Raw genomic sequence first — 14,228 nt, 5'->3', positions numbered from 1 at the left:
GGGAGCGGCCCCTTCGGACCGACATGGCACGATTGTCGTGATGACAACTTCTTCTGCGTCGGCTCGTCGCGCCCTTACCGACGCGCCGTTCCTCGTCGCCGCGCGGGGCGGGAAGCCCGCGCACGTGCCCGTGTGGTTCATGCGTCAGGCCGGGCGGTCCCTTCCGGAATACCGGCAGCTCCGCGAGGGCGTGCCCATGCTGAAGGCCTGTTTCGACCCCGAGATGTTGACCGAGATCACGATCCAGCCCGTGCGCAGGCACCGGGTGGACGCCGCGATCCTGTTCAGCGACATCGTGGTGCCGCTGTACGCCGCGGGCGTGGACATCGACATCGTGGCGGGCACCGGACCCGTCGTGGCCGACCCGGTGCGGTCGCGGGCGGACGTGGACGCCCTTCCCGAACTCGACCCCGAGCGAGTACGTCCCGTCACCGACGGCGTGCGGCTGCTGGTGGAGCGGCTCGGTGAGACGCCGCTGATCGGGTTCGCCGGGGCCCCGTTCACCCTCGCGTCGTATTTGATCGAGGGTGGGCCCAGCAAGCACCACGCCCGGACGAAGGCGCTCATGCACGGCGACCCCGAGCTGTGGCACGCGCTCGCGGACGCGCTCGCGCGGATCACGCTGACGTTCCTGCGGGCCCAGTTGGACGCCGGTGTGGACGCCGTGCAGCTCTTCGACTCCTGGGCCGGAGCGCTGTCGGAGCGGGACTACCGGGAGTTCGTGCTGCCGCACTCGGCCACGGTGCTGCAGGGCGTGGCCGACTACGGCGTGCCGCGCATCCATTTCGGTGTGGGCACCGCGGAACTGCTCCCGGCCATGCGGGACGCGGGGGCCGACGTCGTGGGTGTGGACTGGCGGCTGTCGCTTGCCGAGGCCGTGCGGCGGCTCACCGCGTCCGGCGAGCCCACCCCGGTGGTGCAGGGCAACCTGGACCCGGCCCTGCTGGCGGCGCCGTGGCCGGTGATCGAGTCGGAGGTACGCCGCATCGTCGCCGAGGGGCGGGCCGCGGCGGGCCACGTCTTCAACCTCGGGCACGGTGTCCTGCCCGACACCGACCCCGACGTACTGACACGAATCGTGGAGCTGGTGCACAGCCTGTGACGGAGAACGGGAAGACCGGGGAACGAGCCCGACCGCGTCACGTGGTCGTGGTCGGCGCGGGCATCGCGGGCCTCAGCGCCGCGTGGCGGCTTCGCGTCGAACTCGGCCCCGACGCGCGGATCACGGTGTGCGACGCGGCGTCCGTGCCCGGCGGCAAGATCAGGACCGTGTCGCTGGCCGGACGTCGCTTCGACGTGGGGGCGGAAGCCGTGCTCGCCAGGCGGCCCGAGGCGGTGGGGCTCATGCGCGAGGTCGGGCTCGGCGACCGGATGGTGCATCCCACTTCGGCGTCCGGTTCGGTGCGGGCGCTCGGCCGGACGCTGCCGCTGCCCAAGGGAACGATGATGGGGATCCCGGCGTCGGCGGACGCCGTGGCCGACCTGTTGACCCCCGAGGGCGTCCGGGCGGTGGCCGAGGAGGCGTCCGCGCCGCCGCTGAGGCTGCCCGAGCACGACGTGTCGTTGGGCGGTCTGCTGCGCGAGCGGTTCGGGGACGAGCTCGTCGAGCGGATCGTGGACCCGCTGTTGGGAGGCGTCTACGCGGGGGGCGCGGACGGTCTGGGACTGCGCGCCACGTTGCCCGCCGTCGCCGCCGCCGTGGACGCGGGTGCGTCGTCGCTCACCGAGGCCGTGGCGAGCACGATGCCGCGGAAGCGGACGCAGGATACGGAACCCGCGGCACCGGTGTTCGCGACACTGCGGGGCGGCCTCGGCGACCTCGTCGACCGGCTCGTGGAGAGCAGCGCCGCCGACTTAAGGCTCGGCCAGCCCGTGCGCGAGCTGCACCGCCGTCCCGGCGGCGGGTGGCGGCTGCGGTTGGGCGCCGCCGCGGAGGCCCATGTCCCGCTCGACGCGGATCTGGAGGCCGACGCGGTGGTGCTGGCGGTCCCGCCGCCCGCGGCGAGCCGGTTGCTCGCCTCCGTCGCCCCCGAGGCCGCTGCCGCGTACGGCGAGATGGAACTGGCCTCGATGGCGGTGGTCGCGTTGGCGTTGCCGCCGGGGACCGAACTCCCGCCCACGTCGGGGGTGCTGATCGGGGAGCGTGAGCTTCGCTCGGACGGCAGCCGGTTCACTGCCAAGGCATTCACGTTCTCGGCGCGGAAGTGGGCCCACCACGGCGAGGAGGGCGGCCCGTTGCTGGTCCGCGGGTCCGTGGGCCGGTTCGGAGAGGCCCGGTCGTTGCAGGTGGCCGACGACGTCCTCGTCACACGGGTGCGGTCGGACCTGGCCGAGCTGACGGGCATCACCGCCGAGCCGGTGGACACCTACGTCATGCGCTGGGGTGGGGGGCTGCCGCAGTACGGCGTGGGGCACGCCGAGCGCGTGGCGCGCATCGAACGGGCCGTCGCGCGGCTCGACGGGCTCGCGGTCGCGGGCGCGGCCCTGCACGGTGTGGGCATCCCCGCATGTGTGGCCACCGGAACAGCCGCGGCGCTTCGAGTGGTGGGACGATAGGACCATGGCGCGGTTGAACTACGACGAGCTGAACAACACCATTCGTTACACGGCGTGGTCCGTCTTCCGGGTCGAGCCGGGAAAGCTGGGTGAGGACCGGGGGCAGGCGGCCTCGGAGACCGCCGAGTACCTCGACGCCCTCGAAGGCAAGGGTGTCGTGGTGCGGGGCGTGTACGACGTGTCCGGGCTGCGTGCCGACGCCGACTACATGATCTGGTGGCACGCCGAGGAGGTCGAGCAGGTTCAATCCGCCTACACCGGGTTCCGCCGCACCCCGCTGGGGCGGGTCTCGACGCCCGTGTGGAGCCAGTTCGCCCTGCACCGTCCCGCCGAGTTCAACAAGAGCCACATTCCGGCCTTCCTCGCGGGGGAGGAGCCGCGCAAGTACGTGTGCGTGTACCCGTTCGTGCGCTCCTACGAGTGGTACCTGCTGCCCGACGAGGAACGGCGCAGGATGCTGGCCGAGCACGGCAAGGAAGCGCGCGACTACCCGGACGTGCGCGCGAACACGGTGGCGTCCTTCGCGCTCGGCGACTACGAGTGGATCCTCGCGTTCGAGGCCGACGAACTGCACCGCATCGTCGACCTGATGCGGCACCTGCGGGCCACCGACGCGCGGCGGCACGTGCGCGTCGAGACTCCCTTCTACACGGGGACCCGCGTGCAGCCGAGCGAGCTGGTGCTCAACCTGCCGTGAGCAGGACGCGAGCCGCCGGGGTATGACGCCTCGGCGGCCCGGTCGTCAGCCTTGTCGCCGTCAGCCCTTCTCGGTGGGCACCAGGCGCAGCGCGATCGAGTTGATGCAGTACCGCTGGTCGGTGGGCGTGTCGTAGCCCTCGCCCTCGAAGACGTGCCCGAGGTGGCTGTGGCACGACGCGCACAACACCTCCGTGCGCACCATGCCCAGGGAACGGTCCTCCCGCAGCAGCACGGCGTCGGAGTCGGCCGGATCGTAGAACGAGGGCCAGCCGCAGTGGCTTTCGAACTTCGTGTCACTGCGGAACAACTCGGCCCCGCACGCCCGGCACTCGTACACGCCCTCGGTCTTCGTGTCGTTGTACTCACCGGTGAAGGGGCGTTCGGTGGCGGCCTGCCGCAGTACCGCGTACTCCTCGGGGCTGAGCTGGGCGCGCCACTCCTGCTCGGTCTTGACGACCTTCGGTGTCGTTTCGGTGCCGGACTCCATACTCCCAGGCTACCTCGCGAGCCACGCGAGGAGATCGACCACGATGTCCCAGGCGCTGACGAGCACGCCGACGATGATCAGGCAGGCGATGAGCGCGGCGATCCACCAACGCAATCCGCTGGCCCGGTTGCTGCCCTCGGCGAAGTCCGCCACGCCGCGCAGCGACCCTTCGACGGTGAACGTCGGCTCGCAGCGTTGCATGCGGTCGAGGTGCTCGGCGAACGCGCGGGCCTCGGGGTCGTCCGGGTCGAGCCCGACGAGGTCGTCGTCGAAGCGGGGATGACGCTCGGCGCCCGGGTTCTCGGCCATACCTCCACGGTAAGCCACGTCGCGCCCGTTGCCACGGGAACGGGCGGATCAGAGCTGCTGGTTGTTCTCCAGCCGGGGGTCGCTGCCGATGAGGAGCTTTCCCCCCTGGTCGACGACGCGGACGTAGACGAGCTGCTCGCCGCCTCCCGTGACCACGATGACCGAGATGTCCACGGAGCCGTCCTCGTTGTTGGCGTGCTTGTACGCCGTCGCCCTCTTGGCGTACTGCACGTCCTTGGACTCCCAGTACTCCTCGTAGGCGTCCTCGTTGGGCCACAGGGCCTGGACGGAGGGATGCAGCAGGTTCCACTCGTCCGCCGGGTCCCCGAAGTAGTCGACCACGAGCTGTCCCGCCGAGCCCCACGCCACGTTGCCGCCCGTGTTGCTGGCCGTGGTCGGGGGGGCCGAACTCGGCGCGGCGCTGGAGGACTGGGAGGTGCTCGGGCCCGCCGGGGGCGGAGTCTCGTCGCCGCTGTTGGTCAGCACGATCACCAGGCCCGCGGCGACGACGAGCACGACGACGGCGGCGGCTCCGAAGATCAGGTTCTTCCGCGTGCCGCCCTCCGACGGGTCGCCGGGGGCGGCCGAGGCACTCGCCGGGGCCGGGGCGGCCGAGCCGGCCGGTGTCTGCGGAACCGGTTCCGGGGACTTGTCGCGGCGCCACGGCGGCGGGCTCGCCGGAGCGGCCGGCGTGGCGGCCATCTCACGGGTCTGTTCCTTCGGCGCCGGGGGCGGCGCGATGGCGGTCGCGACGTTCGACTGCCCGGAGGCCAACTGGGCGAGTTTGTCGCGGGCCTCCGTCATGCTCGGCCGGTCCTCGGGTTCCGGGCTGAGCAGCCGCATCAGCAGCGCGGTGGCGGGCCCCGCCTGTTGCGGGGGGTTGATCTTGCCGCTGGCGGCGGCGTAGAGCAGCGCGAGCTGGTTGGTGTTGTCCCCGTACGGGGGCACGCCTTCGATCGCGTGGTACAGCGTGGCGCCGAGGGCGAACACGTCGGAGCTGGGCTTCGGGTCGGCGCCCCTGGCCAGTTCGGGAGCAAGGTAGGCCGGGGTCCCGCCGATGAGGCCGGTCTGCGTGAGGGTGAGGTCGCCCGTGGCGCGCGAGATGCCGAAGTCGGTGATCTTGCAAACGCCGTTGTCGTCGATGAGGATGTTGCCCGGCTTGATGTCGCGGTGCACGATGCCGGCGCGGTGGGCCGCGATCAGCGCCGAGGCCACCTGCTCGCCGATGCGCGCGACCTCCGGGACCGGCAGGGTCTCGTGCTCGACGAGGATCGCCGACAGGCTCCGCGACGGCAGGTACTCCATCACCAGGCACGGGTCCCCCTCGTGCTCGGCGATGTCGAACACCACGATCGCGTTGGGGTGTTGGAACCGGGCGGCGTTGCGAGCTTCCCGCATGGCGCGCTGTCGCATGGTGTCGCGCTCGGCCTCGGAGAGGCCGGGTTGCGCGATGATCTGTTTCACGGCAACGGAGCGTTCGAGGCGCTCGTCGATCGCACGCCACACGATGCCCATGGCACCGCTTCCGATGTGCTCGACGAGGCGATAGTGACCTGCGATCAATTGACCGGTGTTGATGGCACTACTCCTCGGTTACGTTCCGTGATCGTGACAAGCTGCGCGTGCGGGAAAAACTGTGATCTCCGCACTCGGATGAGTGTAGCGGTCCCGTCGCGGGCGTCGACGTCAACCGCCGGGCGATTCGACACGCGTCGGCTCCGCGTTCGATTCCGTTTCCTTTGCTGCCGCAACGGTTTTCTCTTTCGTCCGTCCCACCGCCTTCAACAGTCCCAGCGCGCCGAGAACCGCGAAGACCGCGTAACAGGCCACCAGCGCGGGAGGCGTGGTGCCGGTGAGGGCGTCACCGAGCACGACCACCGCCACGGTGCCCGGCAGGCTCCCGATCGCCGTGCCGATCAGGTAGGGCCGCGGGGGCAGCGCCGAGACCCCACAGAGATAGCTGAGCGGGGCGAACGGCACCACCGGGATCAGCCGCAGGGAGGCCACGGCCAGCACGCCACCGCCCGAGAGTCGGTCGTTGACCGTCCTGACCGGCTTGCGGTGCAGATGTCGCACCACCACGTCGCGGCCCAGCGCGCGGGCGAGCAGGAACCCGAGCAGACCGGAGAGCACCGTCGCCACCAGGGCGACCGAGACGCCGACGAGTTCCCCGAACAGCAGACCCGCGGCGAGGTTGAACACCGTGCGGGGAACGGGGGCGGCCGTGAGGACGGAGTAGGCGACGAAGAACGCCACCACGCCGGGGACGCCGAGGCTCTCGGCCCACTGGCGGACCTGGGCGGGGCCGGGGAGCGGCACCAGCACGGCGGCGACGGCGAGGGCACCGAGTACGACGAGTCCCACGAACACCCCGGCCGGTCTACGCACGGCGACCACCGTAGACGACCGAGGGGACGGCCCCGTGGCGTGGTGGCCGGTCCCGGTCAGTCCCGGCTGCCCGCGGTGACCCGGCCGGTGTGTCGCAGGCCACCGTCGGGGGCGAGCGTGCCCATGTCCCCCGTGCAGAACCAGCCGTCGGGAGTGCGGCGTTGGGGCAGGGCGTCCGGGTCGCCCAGGAAGGAGTCGACGACGACGTGGCCCCGCACCTGGATCTCACCGGGGTGGCCCGGCGCCACGGGGGAGCCCGTGGCGGGATCGACGACGCGTACCTCCACCCCGTCGCCCACGGGTCTGCCGCCCGCACGGCCTCGTACCTCCGGGGCAGTGGTCGAGGGCCACAGGGCCACGGGGCCGTAGAGCCCCGGTGAGGAGTACAGCGCCGTGGCGGTCAGGTCGAAGGCCCGCTCCGCGTGGTGCACCGCGTCCGCGATCGCGGCCGGGTCGCCCGTCACCCCGAGCCAGCGCCACGACGACACGTCCTTGGCCGGCCGCGCGGCGGGGTCGACGAGGGCTCGCGCCAGCGCGGCGTCGGCGGCGACGTGCGTGACGCCGAAGCGCGTGACGTCGGCGAGCACCGACTCCGCGGTCGGGGAGGGTTCCAGCAGGCAGGTGACCCCGGCGGCGACGGCGGCGAACGCGAAGGCCGGCCACACCGGGTCGGTCACCGAGCACGCGCACAGCACCACGTCGTCACCGGCGAGGCCGAGTGCGTCGGCGTTGTCGATGGCATGCCGGACGAGGGTGGACTCGCGGTGTGCCGCCAACTCGGGCAGGAAGGCCACGGCGAGTTCGTCGCCGTGGGTCCGTGGCATCGGCATTCCCACGGTGGGGGCGCTCGGAAGCCACGCGCCCGCCCCGACGTCGTACGGCGACGGGTCGACCGGCGGGACGCGACCCGGCTCCGTCACGACGGCCACGGTCGGGGCCACGACCCCGAGCGGTTCGCAGCGACGGACGGCCTCGTGCAGGGTCTCGCGGCCGGTCCAGGGAAACGGCGCGGCCACGACCCTGGGCCGTACGCGGCGCAGCACGTCGGCGAGTTCGCCCACCGAGCTACCGGGCGCGGCGCACACGACGTACGCGCCGAGCGAGGCGGTCGCGACGTGCCAGTCCAGCACCGACGACCACGCGGGCACCACGACGAGCACGCCGTCACCGCGTCCGACACCGGCCGTAGCGAGGTCGGCACGCAACTGGAGTGTGCGGCGCCACAGTTCCGAGCGACTGACATGCTGCGGCTGGTCGGGATCGGCGTCGATCGCGATGAGGGCGTGCGGGTCGCGCTTGGTCTGACCTGCGAGCAACGACAGAAGGTTCACCGAGGGTCAGCGAAACATCTGTCCGCTGTTCAGTCAAGACCACCTCCGGAGCACTATGGTCTAGACATGTTGACCCAACGTGTCGTTTCCGATCCGTTCCGTGTCCGGCGGTTCGCGTCGCCGCTCGGGGTGATCGCGGCGGTCGTGGCGCTCCTGCTGACTACTCTCCCCACGCCCGCGTCGGCGGCGACCGCCTCCGCCGCGGTGCTGCGCGTGATGAGCTACAACATCCACACCGGCATCGGGGTGGACGGCCGCCTCGATCTCGGACGAACCGCCGCCACGATCCGCGCCGCCCGAGCCGACGTCGTGGCGCTGCAGGAGGTCGACGTCTACTGGGCCGACCGCAGCGACTACGCCGACCAGGTCGCCGAGCTGGCCCGGCTGACGGGCATGTCCGCCTACTTCGCACCGATCTACGACCTCGACCCGGAGCCGGGGCACACGAAGCGGCGCCGTTACGGCGTGGCCGTGTTGAGCCGCCACCCGATCCTGTCGGCGACCAACCACGAGATCACCCGTTGGTCCACCGTGGACCCGGACGCCGAACCGCGGCCCGCGCCGGGCTTCGCCGAGGTCGTCGTGTCGGTCCGGGGCACGCTCGTCCACATCTACAACACCCACCTGGACTTCCGGCCCGATCCCACGGTGCGGCGGCAGCAGGTGGAGGAGACGGTGGACGTGCTGCGTCGGGACCCACCGGGCGCGCGCCAGGTGCTGTTCGGCGACTTCAACGCCGAACCCGACGCTCCGGAGCTGGCGCCGTTGTTCACCTACGCGCGTGACGCCTGGGGTGCTCGGGACGGCGGGCTCACCTTCCCGGCCGACGAGCCGGTGAAGCGGATCGACTACGTGACCGTGGCCGGTCCGGTGCGGGTTTTGAACGCGTCCGTGCCCGCCGCGACGGCGTCGGACCACCGGCCCGTGGTGGCCACCCTGCTGCTGCGCTGACCGGCGGTCACGCCGGGCACAGCGTCCCGTCCCTCGGCACCTCGCCGTCCACGAGGAACGCCGAGACCTCCTCGCCGATGCACGGGGAGCCGAGCGCGCCGTGTCCCGCGCCCTGCCAGGCCACCCGCACGGCGCCGGGCATCCGCTCCACCGCCCGGATGGTGCCCTTCTCGGGCGTCATCGGGTCGGTGGCGGTGCTCAGCACCAGGATCGGCGGGGCCTCGGGAGACCCGAGGTCCGGGACGTCCTCCTGCCGGTTCGGCCACGGCCCGCACCACACCAGTTGTTGGGCCAGCATCGGGCCGAACACGGGGTGCTCGGTGCCGAGCTTGCGGGAGGTCTCGCGGAGCTGGTCGGTGGGAAGCCGGGTCGCGGTGTCGTTGCAGTGGGTCACGAGCACGCCGTCGATCCGCGGAACGCGGTAGTCGGTGTCGTCGACCCAGGACGAAACGAACGCGAACAGGGGGCCGCCGTCTCCCTGCCGGGCGGCGGCGACGGCGTCGGCGAGCTCCGGCCAGCGCGCGGGCTGGGAAAGCCCCGACAGCACTGCGCGCTGCACGAGCGTGGCGCTCACCCGGTGGTCGTCGATGCGCAGTGGCCTCGCGCGGGCGTCGTCGATCAGCTCCGTCACGGCCGCGCGGGCGTCCTCCCCCAAGGGGCAGTTGCGGCGGGCGCAGTCGGCGGCGAACTCGTCGAGCGTGGCCTCCGCGCTCGCGGCCACGTCCGAGAGCACGGAGGCCGTGTCGGAGGAGGGGTCGGGCACGCCGTCGAGCACGATCCGGCCCGCGTGCGCGGGGAACCGGGAGGCGTAGTAGGCGGCGGGGACGGAGCCGTCGCCGTGGCCGAGGATGTTGAGCCGCTCGACGCCGAGCTGCACGCGCAGCTCCTCCAGATCCCCCGCGGTGCGCCAGCTGTCGTAGGCGGTCTGGACGTCCTCCAGGGCGATCGCGCACTGCTGTCCCGCCGTCCTCGCCGCGTCGAGGAGCGGCTCGACCGTGGTGGTCGGGTCGTGCGCCAGCAGGGTCTCGCGTTCGGGCTGGGGGATGCAGTTCACCGGTTCGGAGATGCCCGTGCCCCGGCGGTCGACCCCGATGAGCGAGAAGGTCGACAGCACGTCCTCGGGCAGGGTCTCGGCCAGGCGCACCGCGTACCGGGTGCCGGGTTCCCCGCCGACGTCGTTGACCACCACCAGGGGGATGCGCCCGGTGCCCACCTTCGTCAGCCCGATCCGGGTGAGGCCGAGCCCCGGAAGGCCGGGGGCGTCGAGCGAGAGCGTGATCCGCGCGCAGGACACCGGCAGCGAGTCGGCCACGTCGAGACCGTCCAGCAGGTCGGGGTCGCAGTCCTCCCACGCCAGGGAGGAGTTCCTCGGCTCGGCGAGGTCGGGCAGCGGCACGTTGGGCGAGTCCTCGGTGTCGGAGGCCGGGGCGGGGGCGTTCTCGCCTTCGAGCACGGCGGGGCGGGACGACGGTCCCGCCGTGCAACTCGCCGCGCACAGTCCGACCAGGACGGCTGTGACGAGCTGGCGGCGAGCGCGACCACGGCGTGGCACGGAACCGGTCCTCACTTCCTGCGGCTGACCTTCCTCGCCGTCAACCTTGGCATGGCGTCGGTGAGGCGGTCGTGAGCGGGGCCTCACGACCGGGGGAGTTCGATCCTGCGGTAGCGCAGCATGAGGAAGCCGTCCTCGTGCAGCACCGAGTCCAGGCGCAGCGACCGGGGCAGCGAACTCGGTGTCCCCGCCGCGATGCGGTCCGGGCCCGCGCCGGCCAACAGCGGCGCGATGGTGAGGCAGAGCTGGTCGACCAGATCGGCGGCGATCAGGGATGCGAACAGCTGAGGTCCGCCTTCGCAGTTGACGCGCAGCAGTCCCCGCTCGGCCAGGGCGGCGAGCGCGAGCCGGGGATCGACGGTCTCGGTGCCCGCTTCGACGACGTCCACCCCGGCGGCGGCCAGGTCGGCCTTGCGGCGGGCCGGGGCCGAGGTGGTCGTGACGACGATGGGGGGCACCGTGGTGTCGGTCACGATCGGGTCGTTCGGGGTGAGGCGGCACGAGCCCGTGACCACCGCGATGGGCGGAAGTTCGCTCAGCCCGAGTCGCCTGCGGCGCTCCACCCGCAACTCTCGCGGCCTCACCCCGCGGTAGCCCTCGGCCAGCACCGTGCCCACGCCCACCAGGATCACGTCGGCGAGGTCGCGTCCCAGCGCGAAGACGCGCTTATCGGCGGGGTGGGACAGGCCCTCGGAGCGGTCCGCTACGGCCACGGCGCCGTCGGCCGAGGCCACGAAGTTGACCTGGACCCACGGGCGGGTCAGCCGGTCCGGATAGTCGTAGAGGCGTTCGAGCTCCGCGTCGGTGACGGGTTCCGGGGTCGCGAGATTCTCCGGGAGAGGCAGAAGCCGGTGCACAACAGTCATCACAACACGGGCCGACCGGATCGGTCGCCGCGGGGGCGACACCTACGCTGATGCCTATGCCGACCGAGCAGCTCACCGCGCGCCGTCCCGAGATCGCTCCCGACGAATTGATCTCCTCGCTCGTGCCCCCGCCCCGGTTCGACGGGGTGCGGTTTTCCACCTACGTGCCCAACCCGGACGAACCCAGCCAGGCCGAGGCCGTGACCGCGTGTTCGGCGTTCGCCGAGCGGGTGGGTGGCTCCGGTGGCGCGGCGAAGGGCTGGCGGGCGTTGTTCGGGCGGGGTCGCAAGCAGGCGGACCGGCCGGGGCTCTACCTCGACGGCGGATTCGGGGTCGGCAAGACCCACCTGCTGGCGTCGATCTGGCACGCGGTGCCGGGTCCGAAGGCCTACGGGACGTTTGTGGAGCTCACCCACGTGGTGGGCGCGCTCGGGTTCGGCGAGGCCGTGCGGCGGTTGTCCGGGCACCGGCTGCTGGCGATCGACGAGTTCGAGCTCGACGACCCCGGCGACACGATGCTGGTCAACCGGCTGCTGCGGGAGCTGACCGACGCGGGCGTGTTCGTCGCCGCCACCTCGAACACGCTGCCCGACAAGCTCGGCGAGGGCCGGTTCGCCGCCGAGGACTTCCTGCGCGAGATCCAGTCGCTGGCGGCGAAGTTCGACGTGGTGCGCGTGGACGGTCCCGACTACCGGCACCGCGGGTTGCCCGAGCCGCCCGCGCCGTACGGCGACGACGAGCTCGTCGCGTCGGCGGAGAACTGGCCGGGCGCGACGCTGGACGACTTCGACGCTCTGTGCGACCACTTGGCGACCCTGCATCCCTCCCGCTACGGCAGGCTCGTCGACGGCGTGGCGGCCGTGCACCTGCGCGGGGTCCGGCCGGCGAAGGACCAGGCCATCGCGCTGCGGCTGGTGGCGTTCGCCGACCGGCTCTACGACCGTGCCATCCCGGTGCTGGTCTCCGGCGGCTCGCTGGGGGAGCTGTTCGACGAGGAGATGCTCGCGGGCGGCTACCGGAAGAAGTACCTGAGGGCGGTCAGCAGGCTCACCGCGTTGGCTCGGGACGCCGTGTCGGAGTCCGGAGCTCGGGCCTGACGGTCGCGATTTCGACCCACGCGACCCCCGACACCAGCGCCACGGCGGTGGCGGCACCGCCCGCGACGTCGGTGACGTAGTGGTAGCCCAGGCCCGCCATGCCGACGGCCGCGCAGCCCGTGAGCAGCGTGCCGCACGCGATCGTGAGCAGGCGGGCGCGGGAGGTACGGACGAGGAGCGCGATCACCGTCACCGTGGCGACCAGGCTGACGGTGTGTCCGCTGGGGTAGGCCAGGTGGTCGTCGTAGTAGCGGCCGAAGGCGGGTTTGAGCACCCAGGTGTTGACCGCCACCGCCAGCGCGGGCCCCGTCACGGCGAGCACGACGGTTCCGGGGTGGCGTCGCACCACCCCGAGGCCGACGACGATCGCGAGAGCGGCCAGTACCGCCCAGGGTTCCGTGGGCGCGACGAGCACCGACAGCACCCACACCTCGTCGACCATGGCCTCGACGCCGTCCTCGAACGCCGCGTCGAGCCCGGTGGGGACGCGTTGCCCGGTCACGGCGATGCCGAGCGCGAAGGCGAACGCTCCGCACAGCACCGCCGTGAGGGCCAGGGTGCGACGGGACGGGAGACCGGGAGAGCCGTGGCTCATCCGCGGCCGACGACCTCGGCGAGCGCGTCCAGTCCGCGGTCCAGATCGGCTTCCTCGATCACCAGCGGGGGAGCCAGGCGCAGCGTGTGTCCGTGGGTCTCCTTGCAGAGCACGCCGCGGGTCATCAGCGCCTCCGACGCCTCGCGTCCGGTGAGGCCGTCGGCGGGAAGGTCCACCCCCGCCCACAGGCCGCGTCCGCGCACGGCCGCGAGTCCGTTGCCGACGAGTTCGGACAGTCGCGCGTGCAGGCGGGCGCCCAGGGACGTGGAGCGCTGCTGGAACTCACCCGTGGACAGCAGCCGGATCACTGCGCGGCCCACCGCGCACGCCAGCGGATTGCCGCCGAAGGTCGACCCGTGCTCGCCGGGGCGCAGGACCCCGAGCACGTCGGCGCGCCCGACCACCGCCGACACCGGCACGATGCCGCCGCCGAGGGCCTTGCCCAACGTGTAGAGGTCGGCGGTGACCCGTTCGTGGTCCAACGCGAAGATCGTGCCCGTGCGGGCCAGTCCGGACTGGATCTCGTCGGCGATGAGCAGGGCGCCCGCCCGGTCGCACAGCCTGCGGACCTCGGCGAAGTAGCCGTCCGGGGGCACGATGACCCCGGCCTCACCCTGGATGGGCTCCAGCAGTACCGCGGCGGTGTTCTCGGTGACGGCCCGCTCCAGGGCCGCCGCGTCGCCGTAGGGCACCACGACGAAGCCGGGGGTGAACGGGCCGAAGTCGGCGCGCGCCTGGTCGTCGGTGGAGAAGGACACGATGGTGGTGGTGCGGCCGTGGAAGTTGGAGTCGGCCACCACGATCTGTGCCCGTTCCTCGGCGATGCCCTTCACCCGGTAAGCCCACTTCCGGGCGACCTTGATGGCGGACTCGACGGCTTCGGCGCCGGAGTTCATCGGCAGCACCATCTCGGTGCCGGTGAGTTCGGCCAGCTCGCGGCAGAACAGGCCGAGCTGGTCGTGGTGGAAGGCCCGCGACGTCAGCGTCACCCGGCCGAGCTGCTCGACCGCCGCGCGAACCAGGTCGGGATGGCGGTGCCCGAAGTTCAGCGCCGAGTAGCCCGACAGGAAGTCGAGATAGCGCTCGCCCCGCACGTCGGTCACCCACGCGCCCTCGGCCTCGGCGATCACCACGGGCAGCGGGTGGTAGTTGTGCGTGCTCCAGCGCTCGTCCAGCGCGATGTAGTCGGTGGCGCTGTGGGTCTCCGCGGACTTTTCGGCGAACGTCGTCATGCGTTCAGACTAGGGCGAAGCCATCGGCGAAATCACCCGGAAAACATTGCCGAATGCTGTCGGTTGTTGCGCATTCTGCCCTAATTGGATACGAATCGTTGCGCCGACCACGCATGGGTGCCGTGGTTGGCGCGGCGAGTGTGGCGTCTGCGACAGTGGGACCTC

General features: G+C 72.1%; 14 protein-coding genes. 5 read left to right on the top strand and 9 right to left on the bottom strand.

What is annotated here, in order from left to right:
- Nucleotides 1-40 precede the first annotated feature (40 nt).
- Genes hemE through hemQ form a run of 3 tightly spaced genes read left to right on the top strand, consistent with a single transcriptional unit; the run spans nt 41 to nt 3,253 of the window.
- A complete protein-coding gene (gene hemE, locus SACGLDRAFT_RS13130) occupies nt 41-1,102 on the top strand; it encodes a uroporphyrinogen decarboxylase (RefSeq protein ID WP_005465256.1) in 1,062 nt (353 codons plus the stop codon).
- Nucleotides 1,099-2,556, top strand: a complete 1,458-nt coding sequence (hemG, locus tag SACGLDRAFT_RS13125; RefSeq protein WP_005465255.1) for a protoporphyrinogen oxidase — start codon at nt 1,099-1,101, stop codon at nt 2,554-2,556. The genes hemE and hemG overlap by 4 nt, the downstream gene beginning before the upstream one ends.
- A 4-nt stretch (nt 2,557-2,560) precedes the next feature.
- Complete coding sequence (gene hemQ, locus SACGLDRAFT_RS13120; RefSeq protein WP_005465254.1) at nt 2,561-3,253, top strand: hydrogen peroxide-dependent heme synthase; 693 nt, start codon at nt 2,561-2,563, stop codon at nt 3,251-3,253.
- A 60-nt stretch (nt 3,254-3,313) separates the two neighbouring features.
- Here the strand turns inward: hemQ and msrB are convergent, their stop codons facing one another.
- The 5 genes from msrB to SACGLDRAFT_RS13095 all read right to left on the bottom strand — a co-directional run bounded on the left by msrB (nt 3,314) and on the right by SACGLDRAFT_RS13095 (nt 7,770).
- On the bottom strand, nt 3,314-3,742 hold the full coding sequence (msrB, locus tag SACGLDRAFT_RS13115) for a peptide-methionine (R)-S-oxide reductase MsrB (protein ID WP_005465253.1): 429 nt from the start codon (nt 3,740-3,742) through the stop codon (nt 3,314-3,316).
- Nucleotides 3,743-3,751: 9 nt separating this feature from the next.
- A complete protein-coding gene (locus tag SACGLDRAFT_RS13110) occupies nt 3,752-4,051 on the bottom strand; it encodes a hypothetical protein (protein ID WP_005465252.1) in 300 nt (99 codons plus the stop codon).
- 48 nt (nt 4,052-4,099) lie between these two features.
- Entirely contained in the window at nt 4,100-5,566 is a 1,467-nt protein-coding gene (locus SACGLDRAFT_RS13105; RefSeq protein ID WP_005465250.1) for a serine/threonine-protein kinase, read from the bottom strand.
- A gap of 171 nt (nt 5,567-5,737) precedes the next feature.
- The gene (locus SACGLDRAFT_RS13100; RefSeq protein WP_157608806.1) at nt 5,738-6,448 is read right to left on the bottom strand and encodes a TVP38/TMEM64 family protein; all 711 of its coding nucleotides are present in this window, start codon (nt 6,446-6,448) and stop codon (nt 5,738-5,740) included.
- Between the two features lie 47 nt (nt 6,449-6,495).
- Nucleotides 6,496-7,770: an AMP-binding protein gene (locus SACGLDRAFT_RS13095; RefSeq protein WP_005465247.1), complete on the bottom strand. Its 1,275-nt coding sequence runs from the start codon at nt 7,768-7,770 to the stop codon at nt 6,496-6,498.
- 66 nt (nt 7,771-7,836) lie between these two features.
- On the opposite strand from SACGLDRAFT_RS13095, the gene SACGLDRAFT_RS13090 reads away from it, so the two are divergent.
- The gene (locus SACGLDRAFT_RS13090) at nt 7,837-8,721 is read left to right on the top strand and encodes an endonuclease/exonuclease/phosphatase family protein (RefSeq protein WP_005465246.1); all 885 of its coding nucleotides are present in this window, start codon (nt 7,837-7,839) and stop codon (nt 8,719-8,721) included.
- A gap of 7 nt (nt 8,722-8,728) precedes the next feature.
- Here the strand turns inward: SACGLDRAFT_RS13090 and SACGLDRAFT_RS13085 are convergent, their stop codons facing one another.
- Nucleotides 8,729-10,273 (bottom strand): alpha/beta hydrolase, encoded by a 1,545-nt coding sequence (locus SACGLDRAFT_RS13085; RefSeq protein WP_005465245.1) that lies wholly within the window; start codon nt 10,271-10,273, stop codon nt 8,729-8,731.
- An 83-nt stretch (nt 10,274-10,356) separates the two neighbouring features.
- Nucleotides 10,357-11,139 (bottom strand): pyrimidine reductase family protein, encoded by a 783-nt coding sequence (locus SACGLDRAFT_RS13080; RefSeq protein WP_005465244.1) that lies wholly within the window; start codon nt 11,137-11,139, stop codon nt 10,357-10,359.
- Between the two features lie 56 nt (nt 11,140-11,195).
- Here SACGLDRAFT_RS13080 and zapE point away from each other — a divergent pair, with 56 nt between their 5' ends.
- Nucleotides 11,196-12,236 (top strand): cell division protein ZapE, encoded by a 1,041-nt coding sequence (zapE, locus tag SACGLDRAFT_RS13075; RefSeq protein WP_040919024.1) that lies wholly within the window; start codon nt 11,196-11,198, stop codon nt 12,234-12,236.
- On the opposite strand, the gene SACGLDRAFT_RS13070 is transcribed toward zapE, so the two are convergent.
- The gene (locus SACGLDRAFT_RS13070; protein ID WP_005465242.1) at nt 12,187-12,831 is read right to left on the bottom strand and encodes a phosphatase PAP2 family protein; all 645 of its coding nucleotides are present in this window, start codon (nt 12,829-12,831) and stop codon (nt 12,187-12,189) included. The genes zapE and SACGLDRAFT_RS13070 overlap by 50 nt on opposite strands.
- Nucleotides 12,828-14,063, bottom strand: coding sequence for an ornithine--oxo-acid transaminase (gene rocD / locus SACGLDRAFT_RS13065; RefSeq protein ID WP_005465241.1), 1,236 nt, complete (start codon nt 14,061-14,063; stop codon nt 12,828-12,830). Before rocD ends, SACGLDRAFT_RS13070 begins: the two co-directional genes overlap by 4 nt.
- Nucleotides 14,064-14,228: the final 165 nt, after the last annotated feature.

Source organism: Saccharomonospora glauca K62 (assembly GCF_000243395.2).
In the GTDB taxonomy this organism is placed as follows: Bacteria; Actinomycetota; Actinomycetes; order Mycobacteriales; family Pseudonocardiaceae; genus Saccharomonospora; species Saccharomonospora glauca.
This window is presented reverse-complemented; position numbering and strand designations above follow the sequence as displayed.

Coding starts and splice junctions, on each gene's coding strand:
- hemE (WP_005465256.1), top strand. CDS start 41: ATGACAACTTCTTCTGCGTCGGCTCGTCGCGCCCTTACCGACGCGCCG.
- hemQ (WP_005465254.1), top strand. CDS start 2,561: ATGGCGCGGTTGAACTACGACGAGCTGAACAACACCATTCGTTACACG.
- msrB (WP_005465253.1), bottom strand. CDS start 3,742: ATGGAGTCCGGCACCGAAACGACACCGAAGGTCGTCAAGACCGAGCAG.
- SACGLDRAFT_RS13110 (WP_005465252.1), bottom strand. CDS start 4,051: ATGGCCGAGAACCCGGGCGCCGAGCGTCATCCCCGCTTCGACGACGAC.
- SACGLDRAFT_RS13105 (WP_005465250.1), bottom strand. CDS start 5,566: ATGGGCATCGTGTGGCGTGCGATCGACGAGCGCCTCGAACGCTCCGTT.
- SACGLDRAFT_RS13090 (WP_005465246.1), top strand. CDS start 7,837: ATGTTGACCCAACGTGTCGTTTCCGATCCGTTCCGTGTCCGGCGGTTC.
- SACGLDRAFT_RS13080 (WP_005465244.1), bottom strand. CDS start 11,139: ATGACTGTTGTGCACCGGCTTCTGCCTCTCCCGGAGAATCTCGCGACC.
- zapE (WP_040919024.1), top strand. CDS start 11,196: ATGCCGACCGAGCAGCTCACCGCGCGCCGTCCCGAGATCGCTCCCGAC.
- SACGLDRAFT_RS13070 (WP_005465242.1), bottom strand. CDS start 12,831: ATGAGCCACGGCTCTCCCGGTCTCCCGTCCCGTCGCACCCTGGCCCTC.
- rocD (WP_005465241.1), bottom strand. CDS start 14,063: ATGACGACGTTCGCCGAAAAGTCCGCGGAGACCCACAGCGCCACCGAC.